Origin of the sequence: Exiguobacterium sp. s131 (assembly GCF_018617345.1) — a bacterium.
Lineage (GTDB): Bacteria > Bacillota > Bacilli > Exiguobacteriales > Exiguobacteriaceae > Exiguobacterium > Exiguobacterium profundum.
The window spans coordinates 886305-903285 of the sequence record NZ_JACSJX010000001.1 but is presented as its reverse complement, the minus strand read 5'-3'; the positions used below and the strand labels follow the sequence as shown (position 1 = coordinate 903285).

Genomic DNA, 16981 nt, shown 5'->3' with positions numbered 1-16981 from the left:
CCAACCCCCTCTAGTTTGTTTAGAGTACGAGCGCGTTGAAATCTGCGACACGCTTAATCGTCGTTGCAAGTCGGTTCATTTCATGGAGACGGTTTTTGCGGACCGCCTCATCATCACTCATAACCATTGTATGTTCGAAGTACATCATAATCGGTGATTCGAGTTGTTGTAGAAGGTCGAGCGCTTTCTTGTAATCTCCCATCTCGACAGCTTCGGCTGTTGCAGGAGCGGTCTGTTCAATCGCATCATGCAATGCAATCTCATGATCGTTCTCAAACAAGGAAGGATCGACATCTCCCGCTTCACCTTTTTTCGAAATGTTCACGACGCGCGACAATTGCTCAATCAACGCCTTCGCATCCGTCGATACAAATTCTTGAATCGCGTCTGCGCGAGCATCGAGTCGCACAACCGTCAATGAGGTCGTCAATACGGCGTCAATCACATCATAACGAACCTGCTGTTCTTGCAGGCGATATTTCAAGCGCAATTTGAAGAACTCATCTAGTTGTGCCTTAACTTGTTCTTTATCGGCTTCATAGAGTCCTGCTTCCAGTTGTAATTCGACAACTTTTGAAAGCAACGTGTCGATTGAGAGATCAATCTTCCAATCTCCAAGAATCTGAACGACACCTTGGGCCTGGCGACGAAGCGCGAACGGGTCTTGTGAACCGCTCGGAATCATCCCGATGCCAAAGAATGCTGCAATCGAGTCTAATTTGTCGGCAAGGGCAAGAACGGCACCCGTTGCCGTCTCTGGAGAAGCGTCCCCAGCAAAGCGTGGCATGTAATGCTCACGGATTGCCGCTGCCACTTCCTTGTCTTCACCTTGTTGGAGTGCATATTTCTCACCCATGATTCCTTGAAGTTCTGTGAACTCGTATACCATCTGGCTCACGAGATCAAATTTATGAATGGCACCAGCACGGCTTACTTTTTCAAGGTCTGCCTCGAACAACGGTGCAAGTTCCTGAGCGATTTTCGTCACACGACGCGCTTTCGCACCAGTCGTTCCCAATTTTTCATGGAAGACGATGCGATCGAGACGTCCGAGCTGATCATCGATTTTCGTCTTTTTGTCTTCTTCATAGAAGAACACGGCATCCGCAAGACGGGCCCGAATGACTTTCTCGTTACCGCGCGCTACATTTTCAAGGTGCTCGGCATTCCCGTTTCGTACCGTCACAAAATTGTTTTTCAACGTTCCGTCGAGATAGACCGGGAAATAACGTTGATGCTCTTTCATCGTTGTGATCAATACTTCTTCAGGCAAGTCGAGGTACGCTTCATCAAATTCCCCGAAGAGAGCGGTCGGCCATTCGACTAAGTTTGTCACTTCCTCAAGCAAGTCGGCATCAAGTGGGATCGTCCATCCTTGTTTCGTGGCAAGCTCTTGAATTTGACGTTCGATTTCAGCTTTACGCATCTCGTAGTTCGCCATGACAAAAGCAGACTCTAATGTCTGGACATATTCGGCAGGTGATGAGATGACCACGTCCCCTTTACTGAGGAAACGATGCCCACGCGTTACGTTATTCGTGTTCACACCTTCGATTGTGAAGTCGATGATGTCTTGACCAAAGAGGGCGATCAACCAACGAATCGGGCGCATATACCGTAGGCTGCTCGTTCCCCATTTCATGTTTTTCGGGAACGTCAAGCTACGGACTACATCTTCAAGACCGTTCAATAGCGAGAGCGTCTCTTGTCCCTTTTCATGGCGTTCCGCGAAGACGTACTCGACTCCTTTTTCTTCTGCGAAATAGAGATCTTCTACTGTCAATCCGCGGCCACGCGCAAAACCTTGTGCCGCTTTCGACCAGTTACCTTCCGCATCTTGTGCAATCTTTTTGGCAGGTCCACGAAGGGTTTCTGTCAAATCTTGTTGCGTTTCAGCCACATCCCGAACGATGACAGCCAAACGACGTGGTGTCGAGTACACTTCGATTGAGCCAAAATCAACACGCGCCTCTTTTAAGAACGCATCAACACGTTCCGCCAACTGTTTCTCTGAACGCAAGACATATTGAGCTGGCAGTTCCTCTAATCCAATCTCTAACAGAAGGTCACGCATTCAAGTCACCTGCTTTCTCTTGTTTCAAAAGTGGGAATCCAAGGCGTTCCCGTTCTTCAATAAATTTAGCGGCACACGCACGCGACATGTTCCGGACACGCTGGATGAAGCCGGTACGTTCCGTCACAGAAATGGCGCCTTTCGCGTCCAACAAGTTGAACGTATGCGAACATTTTAGAATGTAATCGTATGCAGGGAAGACAAGGTTTTCTTCAAGCGCACGCTTCGCTTCTTTCTCATACGTATCAAATAACGTGAACAACATGTCGACGTCAGACAATTCGAACGTATATTTCGAATGTTCAAATTCTGGTTGATAGAAAATGTCGCCGTATTTGAATCCGTCTGTCCAGACAAGATCGAATACACTTTCTACTTCTTGAATGTATGACGCGAGGCGTTCAAGTCCGTATGTGATTTCCACGGCAATCGGGTCACACTCGATTCCACCGACTTGTTGGAAGTACGTGAACTGCGTGATTTCCATTCCGTTCAACCAAACTTCCCAACCGAGACCTGCTGCTCCGAACGTCGGGTTTTCCCAGTTATCTTCGACGAAACGGATGTCATGCTCAAGCGGATTGATGCCAATCAGTTCAAGACTCTCCAAGTACAACTCTTGAATGTTGTTTGGTGACGGCTTCATGATCACCTGAAACTGATGGTGCTGGTAAAGACGGTTCGGGTTTTCTCCGTAACGACCGTCAGCTGGACGGCGTGACGGTTCGGTATAACAGACGTTCCACGGTTCTGGCCCAAGGCTTCTGAGGAATGTCATCGGGTTCATCGTCCCGGCCCCTTTTTCCACATCGTACGCCTGCATCGTCAAACAACCTTTTGACGCCCAAAAGTTTTGTAGCGTGAGAATGATTTCTTGCACTGTCATGTGCTTCATTAATGACACCTCCAATAGTATTGAAACGACAAAAAACGCCCCTATGTGCCTAGCACATAGGGACGGGATTGATTCCCGCGGTTCCACCCTACTTGCCCCAATCATGGGACCACTCTTAAAAGATGTGGGCGCTCTAGAATCGCCATTCGCTCTTCTCATGATACCCGGCTCACACCGCCCCGGACTCGCTTCATTCATGACAGGAAGAGTTACTTTTTTCCTTCATCGCGCACGCTATTTCATTTGTCTAATCGTACATCATCGTATCGAATTCACTATAAAAAGTCAATCCTCATTCAGATGAAGTCGAATCATTTGATCGAGCACCCGCTTCGTCTTCAATCGTAGTCCACTATACGATTCCATATAAGCATCAAAGAGCTGGCGCAAAAGAACTCTGGACTCATCCGATAGCGGAACGTTCCGAAACTCTGACAATTCGTGCTTACTCATCAAATAAAGTAGTTTCGCCAATCGTTCGGACAGCCGAATCACTCCTTCTTCTGGATGTCGCGCACATAAAAAGCCACCGGACGCGACAGAGAAGTACATGGGATCCGTCACATCTCCACAGCGCACACATCCCGTCAAGACTGGGGCGACACCTAATAGATGCAAAATACGTAATTCAACATAGTGCGTGATGACATCTGCGTCCATGCCCGCATTCAGTGCCTGCAAGGCATCCCGTAATATTCGAAACAATGGACGATTTTGGACACGATCCTCGACAGACCGATCAACAAGTTCTAACCAATACATCGCATATGCCATCCGTTCGACATCTTTTCGGATTTCAGGATAAGACGTCATGACGTCAGATGATTTTAACTGAGCGAGTCCTCGGCTAGACGGAAAGATATAGACACCTTCCACAAACGGCTGACTCGAGGCGTGAAACCGGCAACCCGGTTTCTTTGCACCCCGTGCCATGATCGCGACTTTGCCAAGTTCCTCTGTAAACAATGTCACGACTTTATTCGATTCCCCATAATTAACGGTACGAACGACGATTCCCGTGACTTTTTGTAACATGGCTCAATACTCGTCGTCGCGGAAACCGAGGTCACGAAGCTGACCCATCTTGTTACGCCAGTCTTTCTGCACTTTTACCCATAGGTTCAAATAAACTTTAGTCCCGAGAAGCGCTTCGATATCATGGCGCGCGTCTGTTCCGATTTCACGAAGCATAGCCCCTTTTTTTCCGATGATGATTCCTTTTTGCGAATCACGCTCCACCATGATCACGGCTTCGACATCAATCATCTCAGAGTTCTCGCGTTTCTTGATCGATTCGATGGCTACAGCAATCGAATGAGGGACTTCATCGCGTGTCTTATGCAACACTTTCTCACGAATCATCTCTGAGATAATGAAACGCTCCGGGTGGTCCGTCACTTGATCGGCCGGATAATACATCGGTCCTTCAGGCAACAATTTCTTGATCTCACCTAAGAGCGGTTCGACGTTGTTGCCTTGTAGCGCCGAAATCGGGACGTACGCCGCGAAATCCAATTCGTTCGTATATTGTTCAATCACTTTCGGAAGTTCATCCGGATGGATTAAATCGATTTTGTTCATGACGAGAATAATCGGTGTGTCGAGCCCTTTGAGTTTCTCAATAATAAAGTCGTCGCCAGCTCCACGCGGTTCCGTCACGTTCACCATGAAGAGAATCGCATCAACTTCGCGTAATGCGTTCGTCGCCACTTTCATCATGAAGTCGCCAAGACGGTGTTTCGGTTTATGAATCCCTGGTGTATCGATGAAGATGATTTGGGAATCATCGGTTGTGTACACACCTTGCACCTTATTTCGTGTCGTTTGTGGTTTATCCGACATGATGGCAATCTTTTGTCCGATCACACGGTTTAAGAATGTCGATTTTCCAACGTTCGGTCGCCCGATAATGGAGACGAATCCGGATTTAAAATCTTCTTGATACATATTGCACCTGCTTTCTCAATTTCAGAACTATTAGTATAGCATGTTCCATAGCCGTGGACCGAATATTATGAGCGCCGTTACGGCAGCACCAAATGAAGCGACTAAAACGGCTCCTGCGGCAACATCTTTTGCTTGCTTCGCGAGCGGATGGACGTCTTCTGTCACGAGATTAACCGTTCGTTCGATTGCCGTATTCATCATTTCCATGCTAATAACGGCAATCACCCAACCGAACAAGATGACGATCTCGAGCCTTGTCGGCTGTAACCAGATGGAAAAGACGAATACGAGAAAAGCCGACAGGAGATGGAGTCGCATGTTCCGTTCCGAACGAACGGCATGGAGGATTCCCTCACATGCCACACGGAACGGTCTCACACGTTGCCTCGCTTCAACTCAAAATGAGTGAGCACTTCTTCTTGCCTTGCCGTCATCTCCGCTTCTTCCTCAGATGTCATATGATCATACCCAAGCAGATGGAGAAACCCATGAATTGCTAAAAAGCCGAGCTCCCGCTCAAACGAATGACCATAGTCAGCTGCCTGTTCTCGGCAACGTTCTACCGAGATGACGAGGTCACCGAGAAGATGTGGCTCATCTTCATCGAGCATGAAATCCATCTCGTCATCCCCCATCTCATCAAATGCGAAACTGATGACATCGGTCGGGGCATCTTTGCCTCGCCATTCTCGGTTCACTTCATGGATTTCCGCATTTGTTAAATACGTGACCGACAATTCGCTCGGCTCTTCCACCTCTTCTAGTTGGGCGGCATGTTGTAAAATCGACTCGACGAGCTCGATTTGAGATGTAGTTAACAATTCATGTTCATCGTTCGAGATGATTTGCATGTAATTCTCCCTCTTTCTTTAATTCTGGGTATTCGATTCGTTCGTGGAACAAGCCGGTCAGCGTCTCACACGCGCTCTCTCCGACGCGCCAAATTTCTTTCGTCGTCAATTCACATTCTTCGAACTGTCCATCCGCCAACTTGTCACGAATAATGGTTCGAACGAGCATTCGGATTTTTTCTGGCGTCGGTTGTTTCTGCGAACGGACAGCCGCTTCGATTGAATCGACGATCATGACAACGGCAGCCTCGCGCGATTGTGGCTTTGGACCTGGGTAGCGGAAACGAGACTCTAACACCTCTTTATCAGGATCTTCCTTCGCTTTAACGTAGAAATATTTCAATAAAGACGTTCCGTGATGCTGCTCTGCTATATCGATGATTTCTTTCGGTAACTTATAACGTCGCAACAGATCCGCTCCGTCATAAGGATGAGCCATAATAATGTCTGCCGATTCTTCAGGCGTCAAGCGATCATGAGGATTCCCTCCACCTTGTTGATTTTCAATGAAATGAAGGGGACGCTCCGTCTTCCCAAGATCGTGATAATAGCTTGCGACACGTGCGAGAAGACCATCTGCACCAATCGCTTCACATGCGGACTCTGCCAAGTTCGCCACCATCATACTATGATGATACGTACCAGGTGCCTCCATTAAAAGTTTCCGCAGCAGCGGATGCGTCGGACTCATCAATTCCACAAGTCGACCAGAAGACAAGACGCCAAACCACGGTTCCAAAAATGGCAGGAAGCCAAACGTCAAGACAATGGAGAGCAAGGCGCTAATGACGGCAAATCCAGAAAGATACATCGCCATTTCCCAGGAAACTTGCACGTTCCGAAGTAAGAGTAACGCGATGACCATGATGATGTTGACGAAACCGAGCAACACCCCTGATAAGAATAGTCGCTTCCGCTGAATTTTCGGTTCAACTAAAAAGACAGCTAGAAAACTACCCGTCGCCACATACACGAGCGTCATGAAATTCGTGCTCTGTCCGAATGTGACAACGACACTCCCGGCAATCATCGTAATAAAGGCCGAGGCGAGCGCAACTCGTTCATCGATCAAGATGCGTAGAAGCAATACGACGAACGCTGTCGGCGCTAAAATATAGGCATATGTCGTAAAATCGACACCGATATATCCGACACCAAAAAAGACGCCGAGTTGTAAAAGTAGCAAGCCATAGACCGTCACTAAGATTTTCGGACTCAGTAACAGGTCTTTGATTTTCGAGCGGATGAGCATGAATAGAAACCCACCGGTCAACAATGCGCTGAGCAAGAATGACCCGAATAATGGTGCAAGGGAACGATTCGGATCGATGGCTCCAGATAGCTCTAATTTCCGATATATCTCTCGAGTCACCACCTCACCTTGACTGACGAGTAACTGTCCTTCTTGAATGATGACAGGATCGACAGCATCGACGGCCTCTTGTTCTTTTTGACGGGTCGCCTCAGAGTCAAATACATAGTTCGGTACGATGAGTTCATCGCTTAACGTTTTCGAAATGGCGCGGAACTCAAACGAGAGCGGCGATTGATCGATAATCGCTGCTGCTCGGTCTCGAGCCGCAGCGACCGCTTCATTACTCGTTTCAATCCGGTCGTCCATCACTTGTTGTAACGCAGTGACTGTGACATCTTCTACCGTTTGTCGGGTATCTTCACTCGCTTCAAGCAACGAATTCAACTCTTCATCAGCTAATACACCGTTCGCCTCTGTAGAATTTAGACGGTTTTTAATATCCGCCAGTTCAGTCTCTTCATCCGTTTGGTCGAATGCTGCGAACAACTGCTCGACTTTAGCGATTTGTTGGTCTGCAAATTCTTTTCTCAAGGAGAATTGACTGCCGACACCATTTGTCACTTCTTGTTTCAATCGTTCGGTCGCAACACGGTCCTCAACCGTGATCGGAGACCGAATATCCTGTTCGGCAATCCCAAGCGGTTCCACACTGATGATGGATGGGCGCACGGTAAAGTATAGAATGGCGCCTAATAAGAGAAAGAAAATCAACGAGATGGTCGCGACTGTCCAGTTTTTAGCTTGCTGCATTCGTGCCCCCCCTTTCACGATCTGGTGACCTCACACGTACATTTAAGTGAGGTCCGTACTATAGGCGTTGATAATTTTCTTAACGAGCGGATGACGGACGACGTCAGACGCACTGAAGTGTTCAAAATGAATACCATCCACACCTTCTAACAGGCGTAACGCTTCCTGTAACCCCGATGCCTTGCCTTTCGGTAAATCGACTTGGGTCAAATCCCCTGTGACCACCATTTTCGATCCAAAACCGAGTCGCGTCAAAAACATCTTCATCTGTTCTTTTGTTGTATTCTGGGCCTCATCCAAGATGACGAACGCATCTTCTAACGTGCGTCCACGCATATAAGCGAGCGGAGCCACTTCAATCGTGCCCCGTTCTAACAAACGGTTCGTCTGTTCCACGCCATACACATCAAATAGGGCGTCGTATAATGGGCGGAGATACGGGTCCACTTTCTCTTTTAAATCTCCCGGTAAAAATCCAAGGTTCTCTCCCGCTTCAACGGCAGGACGCGTCAAGATGATCCGTTTGACTTGCCCTTCTTTTAAGGCACGCGCCGCAAGTACGACAGCTAGGTACGTCTTTCCTGTTCCGGCTGGTCCGATACCAAAGACGAGATCACGTCGTTCAATCGCACGAACATATCGGCTTTGCCCTACTGTCTTGGCACGAATCGGTTTCCCCTTATTCGTCGTAAAAACAACTCGTTCATAATGTTCGAGCAGTTCATCTCCCTTTCCGACTTGAATGTGCTGGATGACGCTAATGGCATCACTTTCATTTAGACGTGCACCTTTTTTCACTAACGTCTGCAAGGTGATGATCACTTGTTTCGTTAATTCAAGAGCCTCAAGAGTATCGGCTTGAATAATCAACTCCTCACCCCTTGGGATGAGTGCCACTTTCAATTCTGTTTCAATCGCCTGGAACACTTCATCTTTAGGTCCGAGTAAAGCTTGTGCTTCGTTCGCATGTTCCATGACGAATGGTATTTTATCAGTCATAATCAATGGATGCATTGCCCCCTCATTAAAATCGGTTATTCCTCTTTTACTTTAGCACTATCACGCCTATCGTGAAAGAAAGACCGCGTAATTTCCACGCGCAAAAGGCAGTAACATGACGTCACTGCCTTCCGTTCACTTCTTCCGTTTCGAGATAGGAGGTTGTAATACCTCACTCCAAATGACAGCTTCCCGCATTCGCTTTTGTGAAACGTTCAGTTGTCTCGGTTTCTTTTCCTTTTGAATCGGTGGAATTTTAACCGCTTGTTCGAATTGCGCGCTCACTTTCGGCATCTCGACTTGACGTTCACGTGGAGTCGGTCGTTCTTCTACCGTTCGAGCGACTCGACGCCTCACCTTTTGGGGTGCTGGTTTTTCGTCCGAGTCATCGAATGCCGTTTCAATCTCTTTCATGACGTCCCCTACCGAATCCAAATAGCGTTTCAGTTCACTGCTTTGAGGACGGTCTCCAGAGGACGATGATTTTTCGAGCCGTTTCATCACTGCCGAGGCAATTCCGAAGGCGGCTAACAAGAGTACCCATAGTCCATCCATATCAATCACTCATTATCTGATTCAGAATCGACAGGTGCCCCAATCGCTTTTCGCATTTCTGTATCCGCTTGAACGTTCAAGTAGTTCACGTAATCCATGACACCAAGCTTTCCGTTTCGTAACGCTTCTGCCATCGCGAGTGGGACTTCCGCTTCGGCACCGACAACTTTCGCACGCATTTCTTCTACTGAAGATTTCATTTCTTGTTCGCGCGCAATCGCCATCGCGCGACGTTCTTCCGCCTTCGCTTGAGCGATTTTCTTATCTGCTTCTGCTTGGTCCGTCTGCAAGACCGCGCCGATGTTCTTACCGATATCGATGTCGGCAATATCGATCGAAAGAATCTCAAACGCTGTTCCTGAATCTAACCCTTTTGTGAGGACAGTCCGTGAAATCATATCCGGATTCTCTAGTACGTGCTTGTGGTTGTTTTGTGAACCGATTGTCGACACGACCCCTTCACCGACACGGGCGATAATCGTTTCTTCCCCCGCACCACCGACGAGACGATCGATATTCGCACGTACGGTAATGCGTGCTTTCGCCTTCACTTCAATCCCATCCATCGCGACACCCGCAATAAATGGCGTTTCAATGACTTTCGGGTTAACTGACATCTGTACAGCCTCGAGCACGTTACGTCCTGCCAAATCGATGGCAGCAGCCCGTTCGAATGACAATTCAATATTCGCACGGTGCGCCGCAATCAATGCGTTCACAACGCGGTCTACGTTACCACCAGCCAAGAAGTGACTCTCAAGTTGGTTCGTGTTTAATTCAATTCCTGCTTTAACCGCTTTAATCAACGGGTTCACGATTTTCGAAGGAATAACGCGACGAAGGCGCATTCCAATCAATGTGAAGATCGAGACGTGGACGCCCGCTGCAAACGAACTGATCCATAGTCCGACTGGTACGAACGTGAAGAATACGGCAAGTGCAATCAATCCTCCACCTGTAATGAGTAACGTTGTCAGTAATTCTGGTGTCATTCTGTTACATCCTCCTTCGGTTCTACAAAGCTTCGAACGACAATCCGTCCAGAATCCACTTTATAAACCTGAATTTTTGTCTGCTGATCGAGATAGCCACCTTCCGTCACGACATCAAGTCGTTCTCCGTCGATTTCGGCAGTACCTGCTGGGCGAAGTGGTGTCAAGGTGACTCCCACTTTGCCGAGAAGCTGTTTTCGATCTTCGTGGGACAAGTAGCCTTTTTCAGTCGATGTCGAATCCGTCAAAATCAACCCTTTATAAATGAGCGGACGATTCGTACTCAAGCGGCGGTATGCCCAAAAGCCGAGACCTGTTAGCACTGCTGCCGCGAGACCAATCGATAGCCACAGTTGACCGATCGTCGCACCAGCCATAATCAAACTCGCAACGACGGCTCCGATCCCAAGCAAACCGAACAATCCAAACCCTGCTACGAACACTTCAATTCCAAGAAGGACGACTCCGACAAAAAAGACTGTCAGAATCACTCCGAGACCAAATGTCATCGTCTTGCTACCCCCTTCCAAATTCAAAGCTATCTCCTATCTCTAGTGTATACGAAACAAGATTGAATGTGGTTTCAGAATACGCAAAAAAAGCAGAAACTTTCGGTTTCCCGAAAAGTAACTGCTTTTTTCATCAATTCGTCAATTGTTGTTTGACGATTCGGTTCACAAGACCACCGTCTGCCTTGCCTTTGACTTGCGGCATGACGACGCCCATCACCTTACCCATATCTGATGGAGCGGTTGCATTCGTTTGAGCAATTGCTGCTTGGACGATGGCGGTCACTTCATCTTCTGAAAGTTGTTCAGGCATATAGGCTTCTAGGACGACAATCTCTTCTGCTACTTTGGAAGCAAGGTCTTCACGACCAGCGCTTTCGAATTCTCGGAGGGAGTCTCTGCGCTGTTTCATCTCTCGGTTGAGCACCGTGAGTTCCTCTTCCTCGGTAAGATCTTGACGACCTAGTTTGATAGCCTCATTTTGGAGCGACGCTTTGACCATCCGGATTGTCGTAAGACGATCCTTTTGTTTCGCGCGCATGGCTTGCTTCATGTCGTCCGTCAAGCGTTCTTGAAGACTCATGAGCCAACACCCTCTCTACAAATGAAACTGGAATCAGAATTTCTTACGCTTACGCGCAGCTTCTGATTTCAATTTACGTTTTACGCTTGGCTTTTCGTAGTGACGACGTTTACGAACTTCGGCAAGTGTGCCATCTTTCGAAACACCGCGTTTGAAACGACGAAGAGCGTCTTCAAGCGATTCGTTTTTACGGACACGAGTTTCCACTAGTTTTCCCTCCCTCCGAATTACACGACTAAGGAAACGTGTTTCACACGTCATATCATATTATAGTGAAATTAAGTCGTGTGGTCAACCACTTATTAATAGTCGCTGTCTGAACGTCCACCAGTGACAATCGCGATACCTGCTGAAGCACCGATACGTGTCGCACCAGCATCGATCATCGCTTTCGCACCTTCGAAGTCACGGACGCCACCTGAAGCTTTTACGCCGATGTCAGGTCCGACCGTCTCACGCATGAGGCGAATGTCTTCAACTGTCGCGCCACCAGTCGAGAAACCAGTCGATGTTTTGACGAAGTCTGCTCCAGCTTTCACTGAAAGTTCGGCAGCTTTTTTGATTTCTTCTTTTGTAAGCATGCATGTTTCGAAGATGACTTTGACGAGTGTACCGTTTGCCGCTTCGACAACCGCACGGATGTCACGTTCTACGAGATCGTAGTCAGCATCTTTGAGTGCTGCGATGTTGATGACCATGTCTACTTCATCTGCGCCATTGGCAATCGCATCTTTTGTTTCAAATGCTTTTACCTCAGGCGTGTTTGCACCAAGTGGGAAACCGATGACTGTACATACTTTGACATCATCATCTGACTTGAGTTGTTCTGCTGCATATTTGACCCATGTCGGGTTGACACAAACGCTTGCGAATTTGTATTCGAGCGCTTCTGCACAAAGTGTTGTAATTTGATCTTTTGTTGTTTCAGCCTTTAAAGCTGTGTGGTCGATATAACGGGCTAATTCCATGATTCATTTCCTCCTCTGACAAATAAGTCTGACATCTAACATATTACCATGTTTTTTCGAGATGTAACAGCTTTCAAACCTAAATCAACTGACGACGTTTACGAGCGACGACCCAACTGTTCCAACTAAAGAAGAAAATAGCGAGCCAAATGCAGGTGAAGGCAAAGACATGATATGCCGTGAACGGTTCATGGTACATGACGACCCCGATGATCAAGCTAAGTGTCGGTGCGATGAATTGAAGAAACCCGACAAGCGTGAACGGGATATGTTGTGCCCCGTATCCGAATAGGAGAAGAGGTAACGCCGTGACCACACCCGTTCCAAGAAGGGCGATCCAAATGACAGGCGACATGTTATACGCAATATTGTCGGTGACAACTTGATTTCCGAGGAAGAGCAATGCCACCGGGACCACTGCTAGCGTTTCGATTCCTAGGCTGACCGTTGAAGCAAGAGGACGGCGCTTCTTCACCATCCCATAAAATCCAAAGGTACTCGCCAAGACGAATGAAATCCAGGGGAACGTACCATACCCTAACGTCAAGACGAGGACGCCGATTGACGCGATCCCAACGGCCATCCATTGGACTCGATTTAATAATTCCCGAAAGACAAGCACCCCTAACACCATACTGACGAGAGGATTGATGTAGTACCCGAGAGAAGCTTCAATGATATATCCGTGATTGACAGCCCATATGTATACAAACCAGTTGGCACTGACGATGAATCCGTTCAACATGAATGCGTTTCGTGTAGCACGGTGTCGCAGGGCGTAACCGAACTCTTTCCACTGATTTGTCCATCGCAGAACGAGCAGAATAAATAAAAATGACCAAACGATTCGATGTGCTAAAATTTGACCGCTCGGTACTTCTTGCAAAAATTTCCAATAAATCGGAAGGACGCCCCACATGACGTAGGCTCCGACTGTCGTCCATACTCCCTTATTCACACGTTCACCCGCTCTCTTACAAGTTAAAAACAGTTTAGTCGATGAAAGACTCCCGATACAAGACTTTTGTTTCATGAAAAAAGGACGCGAAATCGCGCCCTGACCGTTTATTGTCTCACTTGTTCAATTGCCGTTAATGCTTGTGCCAAGTCTTCAATCAAGTCATCAATGTCTTCAAGTCCGACCGAAATACGAACGAGCCCATCGGTGATGCCAAGTTCCGCTCGACGTTCGGCTGGAATCGACGCATGTGTCATGCGTGCCGGGACACTGATCAAACTCTCAACCGCTCCTAAACTTTCTGCGAGCGTGAAGTATTTCGTCTTCGCGACCATCATTTCTGCCGCTTCCGCTGAACCGACATCAAATGCGATCATCCCACCGAATCCACGTGCCTGTGATAAATGAATCCGCTTCGCTTCCTCACTGGATACACTTGGGTGGAGCACGCGTGATACAGACTCGTTCGATTGAAGGAATTCAACCAATGCACGTGCATTCGATTCAATCTCCTCCATTCGAACAGCTAGCGTCTTAATTCCACGAACAACAAGGAAGCTATCTTGTGGTCCAAGAACTGCGCCAACTGAGTTTTGAAGAAACGCCAAAGCTTCGCCCTGCTCTTCCGTTCGCGCGACAACAAGTCCCGCTACGACGTCACTATGTCCGCCTAAGTACTTTGTGGCACTGTGAAGGACGTAGTCTGCTCCAAGTTCGATTGGATTTTGGAAGTAAGGGGTCATAAACGTATTGTCCACGACGAGCAACACGTCTGCTTCATCGGCAATCTTACGCATCGCTCGAATGTCCGTCACGTTTAAGAGCGGATTTGTCGGCGTCTCGACATAAATCATTTTCGTGTTCGCTTGAAGCGCATCCCGAACCGCTGTTTCATCGGATGTATCGACAAAAGTTGCTTCCAAGCCTCGTGACTGAAATACTCGATTGAATACACGGTACGTTCCTCCATATACATCAGACCCGACGATGACGTGGTCTCCAGATTTCAATAACATAAGCACCGTCGAGATGGCTGCCATCCCAGATCCGAATGCAAATCCTTGCACGCCGCCTTCGATGTCGGCAATCAATGTCTCTAATGCCGTCCGAGTCGGGTTTGCTGATCGTGAGTACTCGTACCCTTCTCGCAAGTTGCCAATTCCGTCTTGCTTATACGTGCTCGTTTGATAAATCGGTGGCGTGACGGCCCCTGTCAACGGGTCCGTCGTTTTACCGCCGTGAATGAGTGCTGTCTTTGTACGCATGTTCTGCCTCCTTGACAATTCCTTGACTTAAATATCGTTCTGCACTATCAGGCAAGATGGTGACAATCGTGCCTTCCGTCAATTGATTCGCTTCTTTTACACATGCTGCAATGGCAGCGCCTGAAGAACTACCGATGAGCAAGCCTTCCTGTTTCGCTAGATGTGCCACGTAGTAGAAGGCTTCCTCATCTGTGATGGTATGAATCGCATCGACGTAAGCCCTCTTCAAAAAGGGTGGCCATTTTTCGACGCCGATTCCTTCTGTTTTATGTGGTCCTGGTTCACCGCCGTTCAAAATGGAACCGACCGGCTCCACGACGACAGTTTTCGTTCCAAGTGGCTTTAATGATTTGGCGACACCGGTGAATGTGCCACCTGACCCCGCTCCCGCTACAAATACGTCAATTTGTGGCACATCTTTCAACAACTCATGGGAAAGGATGTCGACGTAAGCATCTGGGTTATCCGGGTTCGAGAACTGTTCTGGGACATAGGCGTCATGTTCTTTGGCCAACTCAATGGCATGTGCGATTGCACCCTTCATGCCGAGTTCCGTCGGCGTGTTGACGACTGTTGCTCCGAGCAGTCGCATCAATGCCTGCTTCTCTTGACTGAATTTTTCAGGAGTGACCGTCATGAGGCGAATCCCGAATCGTTGGCAAGCGAGCGCAAGCCCGATCCCCGTATTGCCTGCTGTCGGTTCGATCACCGTTCCACCGGGTGCCACATCGCCACGCTCGATCGCCCGTTCAATCAAATTCATCCCGAGTCGGTCTTTAACACTCCCACCTGGATTCATCATCTCGAGCTTCCCGTACACTTTGACATTCGCTGGTACAGGAAGCGTTCGAAGTTCAATGAGCGGTGTGTTTCCGATGAGTTCATAGACGTCACGGACAATCATCTTATGCCTCGTCCTTGAAGACGATATGCCATTCATCGCGTTTTGCGAGCATGTCTGCCGCTAATTTTTTGGCACCTTCGAAATCATGATGATTCGCATTCCCACATTGAACAGGGTTTTGCGCCGGTAGTTCCTCAGCGTTCATCGCATCACGCAGCGTCGCTTCCACGAGGTCAAGCATTCGTTCGTAGTTCCCATCATTGAGCATCGTCCAATAGAAGCCTGTCTGGCAACCCATCGGCGAGATATCGACGATGTCTTCAGAATGATTGCGACTGTTCTCGGCAATCAAATGCTCAAGTGAATGAACCGCGCGCATCGGCATGAGTCCTTCGTTCGGTTGAATGAAACGAATATCGTATTTATAAATCGTGTCAGCTGTTCCCTCTTTCACACCAGCTAAACGGACAAAAGGCGCCTGTACTTTCGTATGATCCAAGTTAAAACTTTCAACATTATATGTTTTCATGAGTAATTCCTCCTCGTTATTTAGTGGCTATTACGAGCCAGACAAACTTGTTTCTCTGCGTCATCGTCACGTTGTACCCGTTCGCTTCTAACATGGAACGAATCGTTGACGTATATGGATAATATTCACGGTTTAAGTCTTCGACGAGGTCTGAGTACCCTTTCGCAGTCGCCCAATCGATGATGTCCTGACGAGCTGCTGGTGACTCAAACATCGTATCAAGCAACACGAACTTTGGATGTTCCCAGCCTTCAACATACTGACCGATGGCCGTGGCCTTTTCAGAATCTGTCAAGTGATGAAAAGCATACGACGATACGACCGTATCTACGTTTGATAAATCCGGATAACGGAGGAAATCGCCTTCGAGCACATCAATCCCCAACTTTTCAACAGCAATTTGTCGCATTTCCGGCGACGGTTCAATCGCAATCAACGGATGCCCTTTCAAGATCCGGCTACTCAAGTTCCCTGTTCCGACACCAAACTCAAGCACCGTCCCTTCGACGTGTAGGGCAACCTCATCGAGCATTTGCTCATATCCGATGAACACTTCGTGATATTGCTCATCATGCCCCTCGACCGTCGTATCATAATCTTTTGCCCAATCCTTAAAGATGTCCATGAATGGTAAGTTCATATCGCTACCCCAATCTTAATTCTTACTAATTTGATATGTTTTATTGGTATTTAACTTTAACGTTACATTAACAGGTTTTTTTATTCATTTCAAGTCATTCGCTAGATTCTCGCATCACATCCAGTTGGATATAGGTCTTATGTGTTAGGTCTTTAGTAATTGTCAGAACATTAAAATTTGTGCAAAAACACTTACCTGTTTTACAAATAAACCCACTCTTTTTCATCTGATTAACGATATGATAGTTCTCAATGTGAGTTTATGCTTTAAATTTTACAGGTACTAACAAATTTTAGGGGGTCTATAC

The 16981-nt window shown here is 47.7% G+C and carries 19 protein-coding genes; all 19 read right to left on the bottom strand.

What is annotated here, in order from left to right:
• Positions 1-19: 19 nt before the first annotated feature.
• Positions 20-2074 carry a glycine--tRNA ligase subunit beta gene (glyS, locus tag KNO69_RS04675; protein ID WP_214816322.1) on the bottom strand — a complete coding sequence of 685 codons (2055 nt, stop codon included), beginning with the start codon at positions 2072-2074 and terminating at the stop codon, positions 20-22.
• Positions 2067-2960 (bottom strand): glycine--tRNA ligase subunit alpha, encoded by an 894-nt coding sequence (gene glyQ / locus KNO69_RS04670; RefSeq protein ID WP_196431848.1) that lies wholly within the window; start codon positions 2958-2960, stop codon positions 2067-2069. The genes glyS and glyQ overlap by 8 nt, the downstream gene beginning before the upstream one ends.
• Before the next feature lie 294 nt (positions 2961-3254).
• Positions 3255-4004 (bottom strand): DNA repair protein RecO, encoded by a 750-nt coding sequence (recO, locus tag KNO69_RS04665; protein ID WP_214816319.1) that lies wholly within the window; start codon positions 4002-4004, stop codon positions 3255-3257.
• A 3-nt stretch (positions 4005-4007) separates the two neighbouring features.
• The gene (gene era / locus KNO69_RS04660; protein ID WP_012726647.1) at positions 4008-4916 is read right to left on the bottom strand and encodes a GTPase Era; all 909 of its coding nucleotides are present in this window, start codon (positions 4914-4916) and stop codon (positions 4008-4010) included.
• A 30-nt stretch (positions 4917-4946) separates the two neighbouring features.
• A complete protein-coding gene (locus tag KNO69_RS04655; protein WP_214757446.1) occupies positions 4947-5294 on the bottom strand; it encodes a diacylglycerol kinase family protein in 348 nt (115 codons plus the stop codon).
• Positions 5291-5767, bottom strand: a complete 477-nt coding sequence (gene ybeY / locus KNO69_RS04650) for an rRNA maturation RNase YbeY (protein ID WP_078147156.1) — start codon at positions 5765-5767, stop codon at positions 5291-5293. Before ybeY ends, KNO69_RS04655 begins: the two co-directional genes overlap by 4 nt.
• Positions 5745-7832 carry an HD family phosphohydrolase gene (locus KNO69_RS04645; RefSeq protein WP_078147157.1) on the bottom strand — a complete coding sequence of 696 codons (2088 nt, stop codon included), beginning with the start codon at positions 7830-7832 and terminating at the stop codon, positions 5745-5747. The genes ybeY and KNO69_RS04645 overlap by 23 nt, the downstream gene beginning before the upstream one ends.
• Positions 7833-7874: 42 nt before the next feature.
• Positions 7875-8846, bottom strand: a complete 972-nt coding sequence (locus tag KNO69_RS04640; RefSeq protein ID WP_074036604.1) for a PhoH family protein — start codon at positions 8844-8846, stop codon at positions 7875-7877.
• A 120-nt stretch (positions 8847-8966) separates the two neighbouring features.
• Entirely contained in the window at positions 8967-9386 is a 420-nt protein-coding gene (locus tag KNO69_RS04635; protein WP_078147158.1) for a hypothetical protein, read from the bottom strand.
• A gap of 5 nt (positions 9387-9391) precedes the next feature.
• Positions 9392-10378, bottom strand: coding sequence for a flotillin-like protein FloA (gene floA / locus KNO69_RS04630; RefSeq protein ID WP_012726653.1), 987 nt, complete (start codon positions 10376-10378; stop codon positions 9392-9394).
• The gene (locus KNO69_RS04625; protein ID WP_031423231.1) at positions 10375-10887 is read right to left on the bottom strand and encodes an NfeD family protein; all 513 of its coding nucleotides are present in this window, start codon (positions 10885-10887) and stop codon (positions 10375-10377) included. Before KNO69_RS04625 ends, floA begins: the two co-directional genes overlap by 4 nt.
• Positions 10888-11020: 133 nt before the next feature.
• Complete coding sequence (locus KNO69_RS04620; protein ID WP_214781507.1) at positions 11021-11470, bottom strand: GatB/YqeY domain-containing protein; 450 nt, start codon at positions 11468-11470, stop codon at positions 11021-11023.
• Between the two features lie 33 nt (positions 11471-11503).
• Positions 11504-11698 (bottom strand): 30S ribosomal protein S21, encoded by a 195-nt coding sequence (gene rpsU / locus KNO69_RS04615; RefSeq protein ID WP_029334745.1) that lies wholly within the window; start codon positions 11696-11698, stop codon positions 11504-11506.
• 74 nt (positions 11699-11772) lie between these two features.
• Entirely contained in the window at positions 11773-12438 is a 666-nt protein-coding gene (gene deoC / locus KNO69_RS04610) for a deoxyribose-phosphate aldolase (protein WP_012726656.1), read from the bottom strand.
• Between the two features lie 79 nt (positions 12439-12517).
• Positions 12518-13396 (bottom strand): EamA family transporter RarD, encoded by an 879-nt coding sequence (gene rarD, locus KNO69_RS04605; RefSeq protein ID WP_214686980.1) that lies wholly within the window; start codon positions 13394-13396, stop codon positions 12518-12520.
• A gap of 107 nt (positions 13397-13503) precedes the next feature.
• Positions 13504-14661, bottom strand: a complete 1158-nt coding sequence (locus KNO69_RS04600; RefSeq protein WP_214684005.1) for a bifunctional cystathionine gamma-lyase/homocysteine desulfhydrase — start codon at positions 14659-14661, stop codon at positions 13504-13506.
• Complete coding sequence (locus KNO69_RS04595) at positions 14627-15565, bottom strand: PLP-dependent cysteine synthase family protein (protein ID WP_214684003.1); 939 nt, start codon at positions 15563-15565, stop codon at positions 14627-14629. Before KNO69_RS04595 ends, KNO69_RS04600 begins: the two co-directional genes overlap by 35 nt.
• 1 nt (position 15566) lies before the next feature.
• Positions 15567-16034, bottom strand: coding sequence for an S-ribosylhomocysteine lyase (locus KNO69_RS04590; RefSeq protein ID WP_012726660.1), 468 nt, complete (start codon positions 16032-16034; stop codon positions 15567-15569).
• A gap of 16 nt (positions 16035-16050) precedes the next feature.
• On the bottom strand, positions 16051-16674 hold the full coding sequence (locus KNO69_RS04585) for a class I SAM-dependent methyltransferase (RefSeq protein WP_214816316.1): 624 nt from the start codon (positions 16672-16674) through the stop codon (positions 16051-16053).
• Positions 16675-16981: the final 307 nt, after the last annotated feature.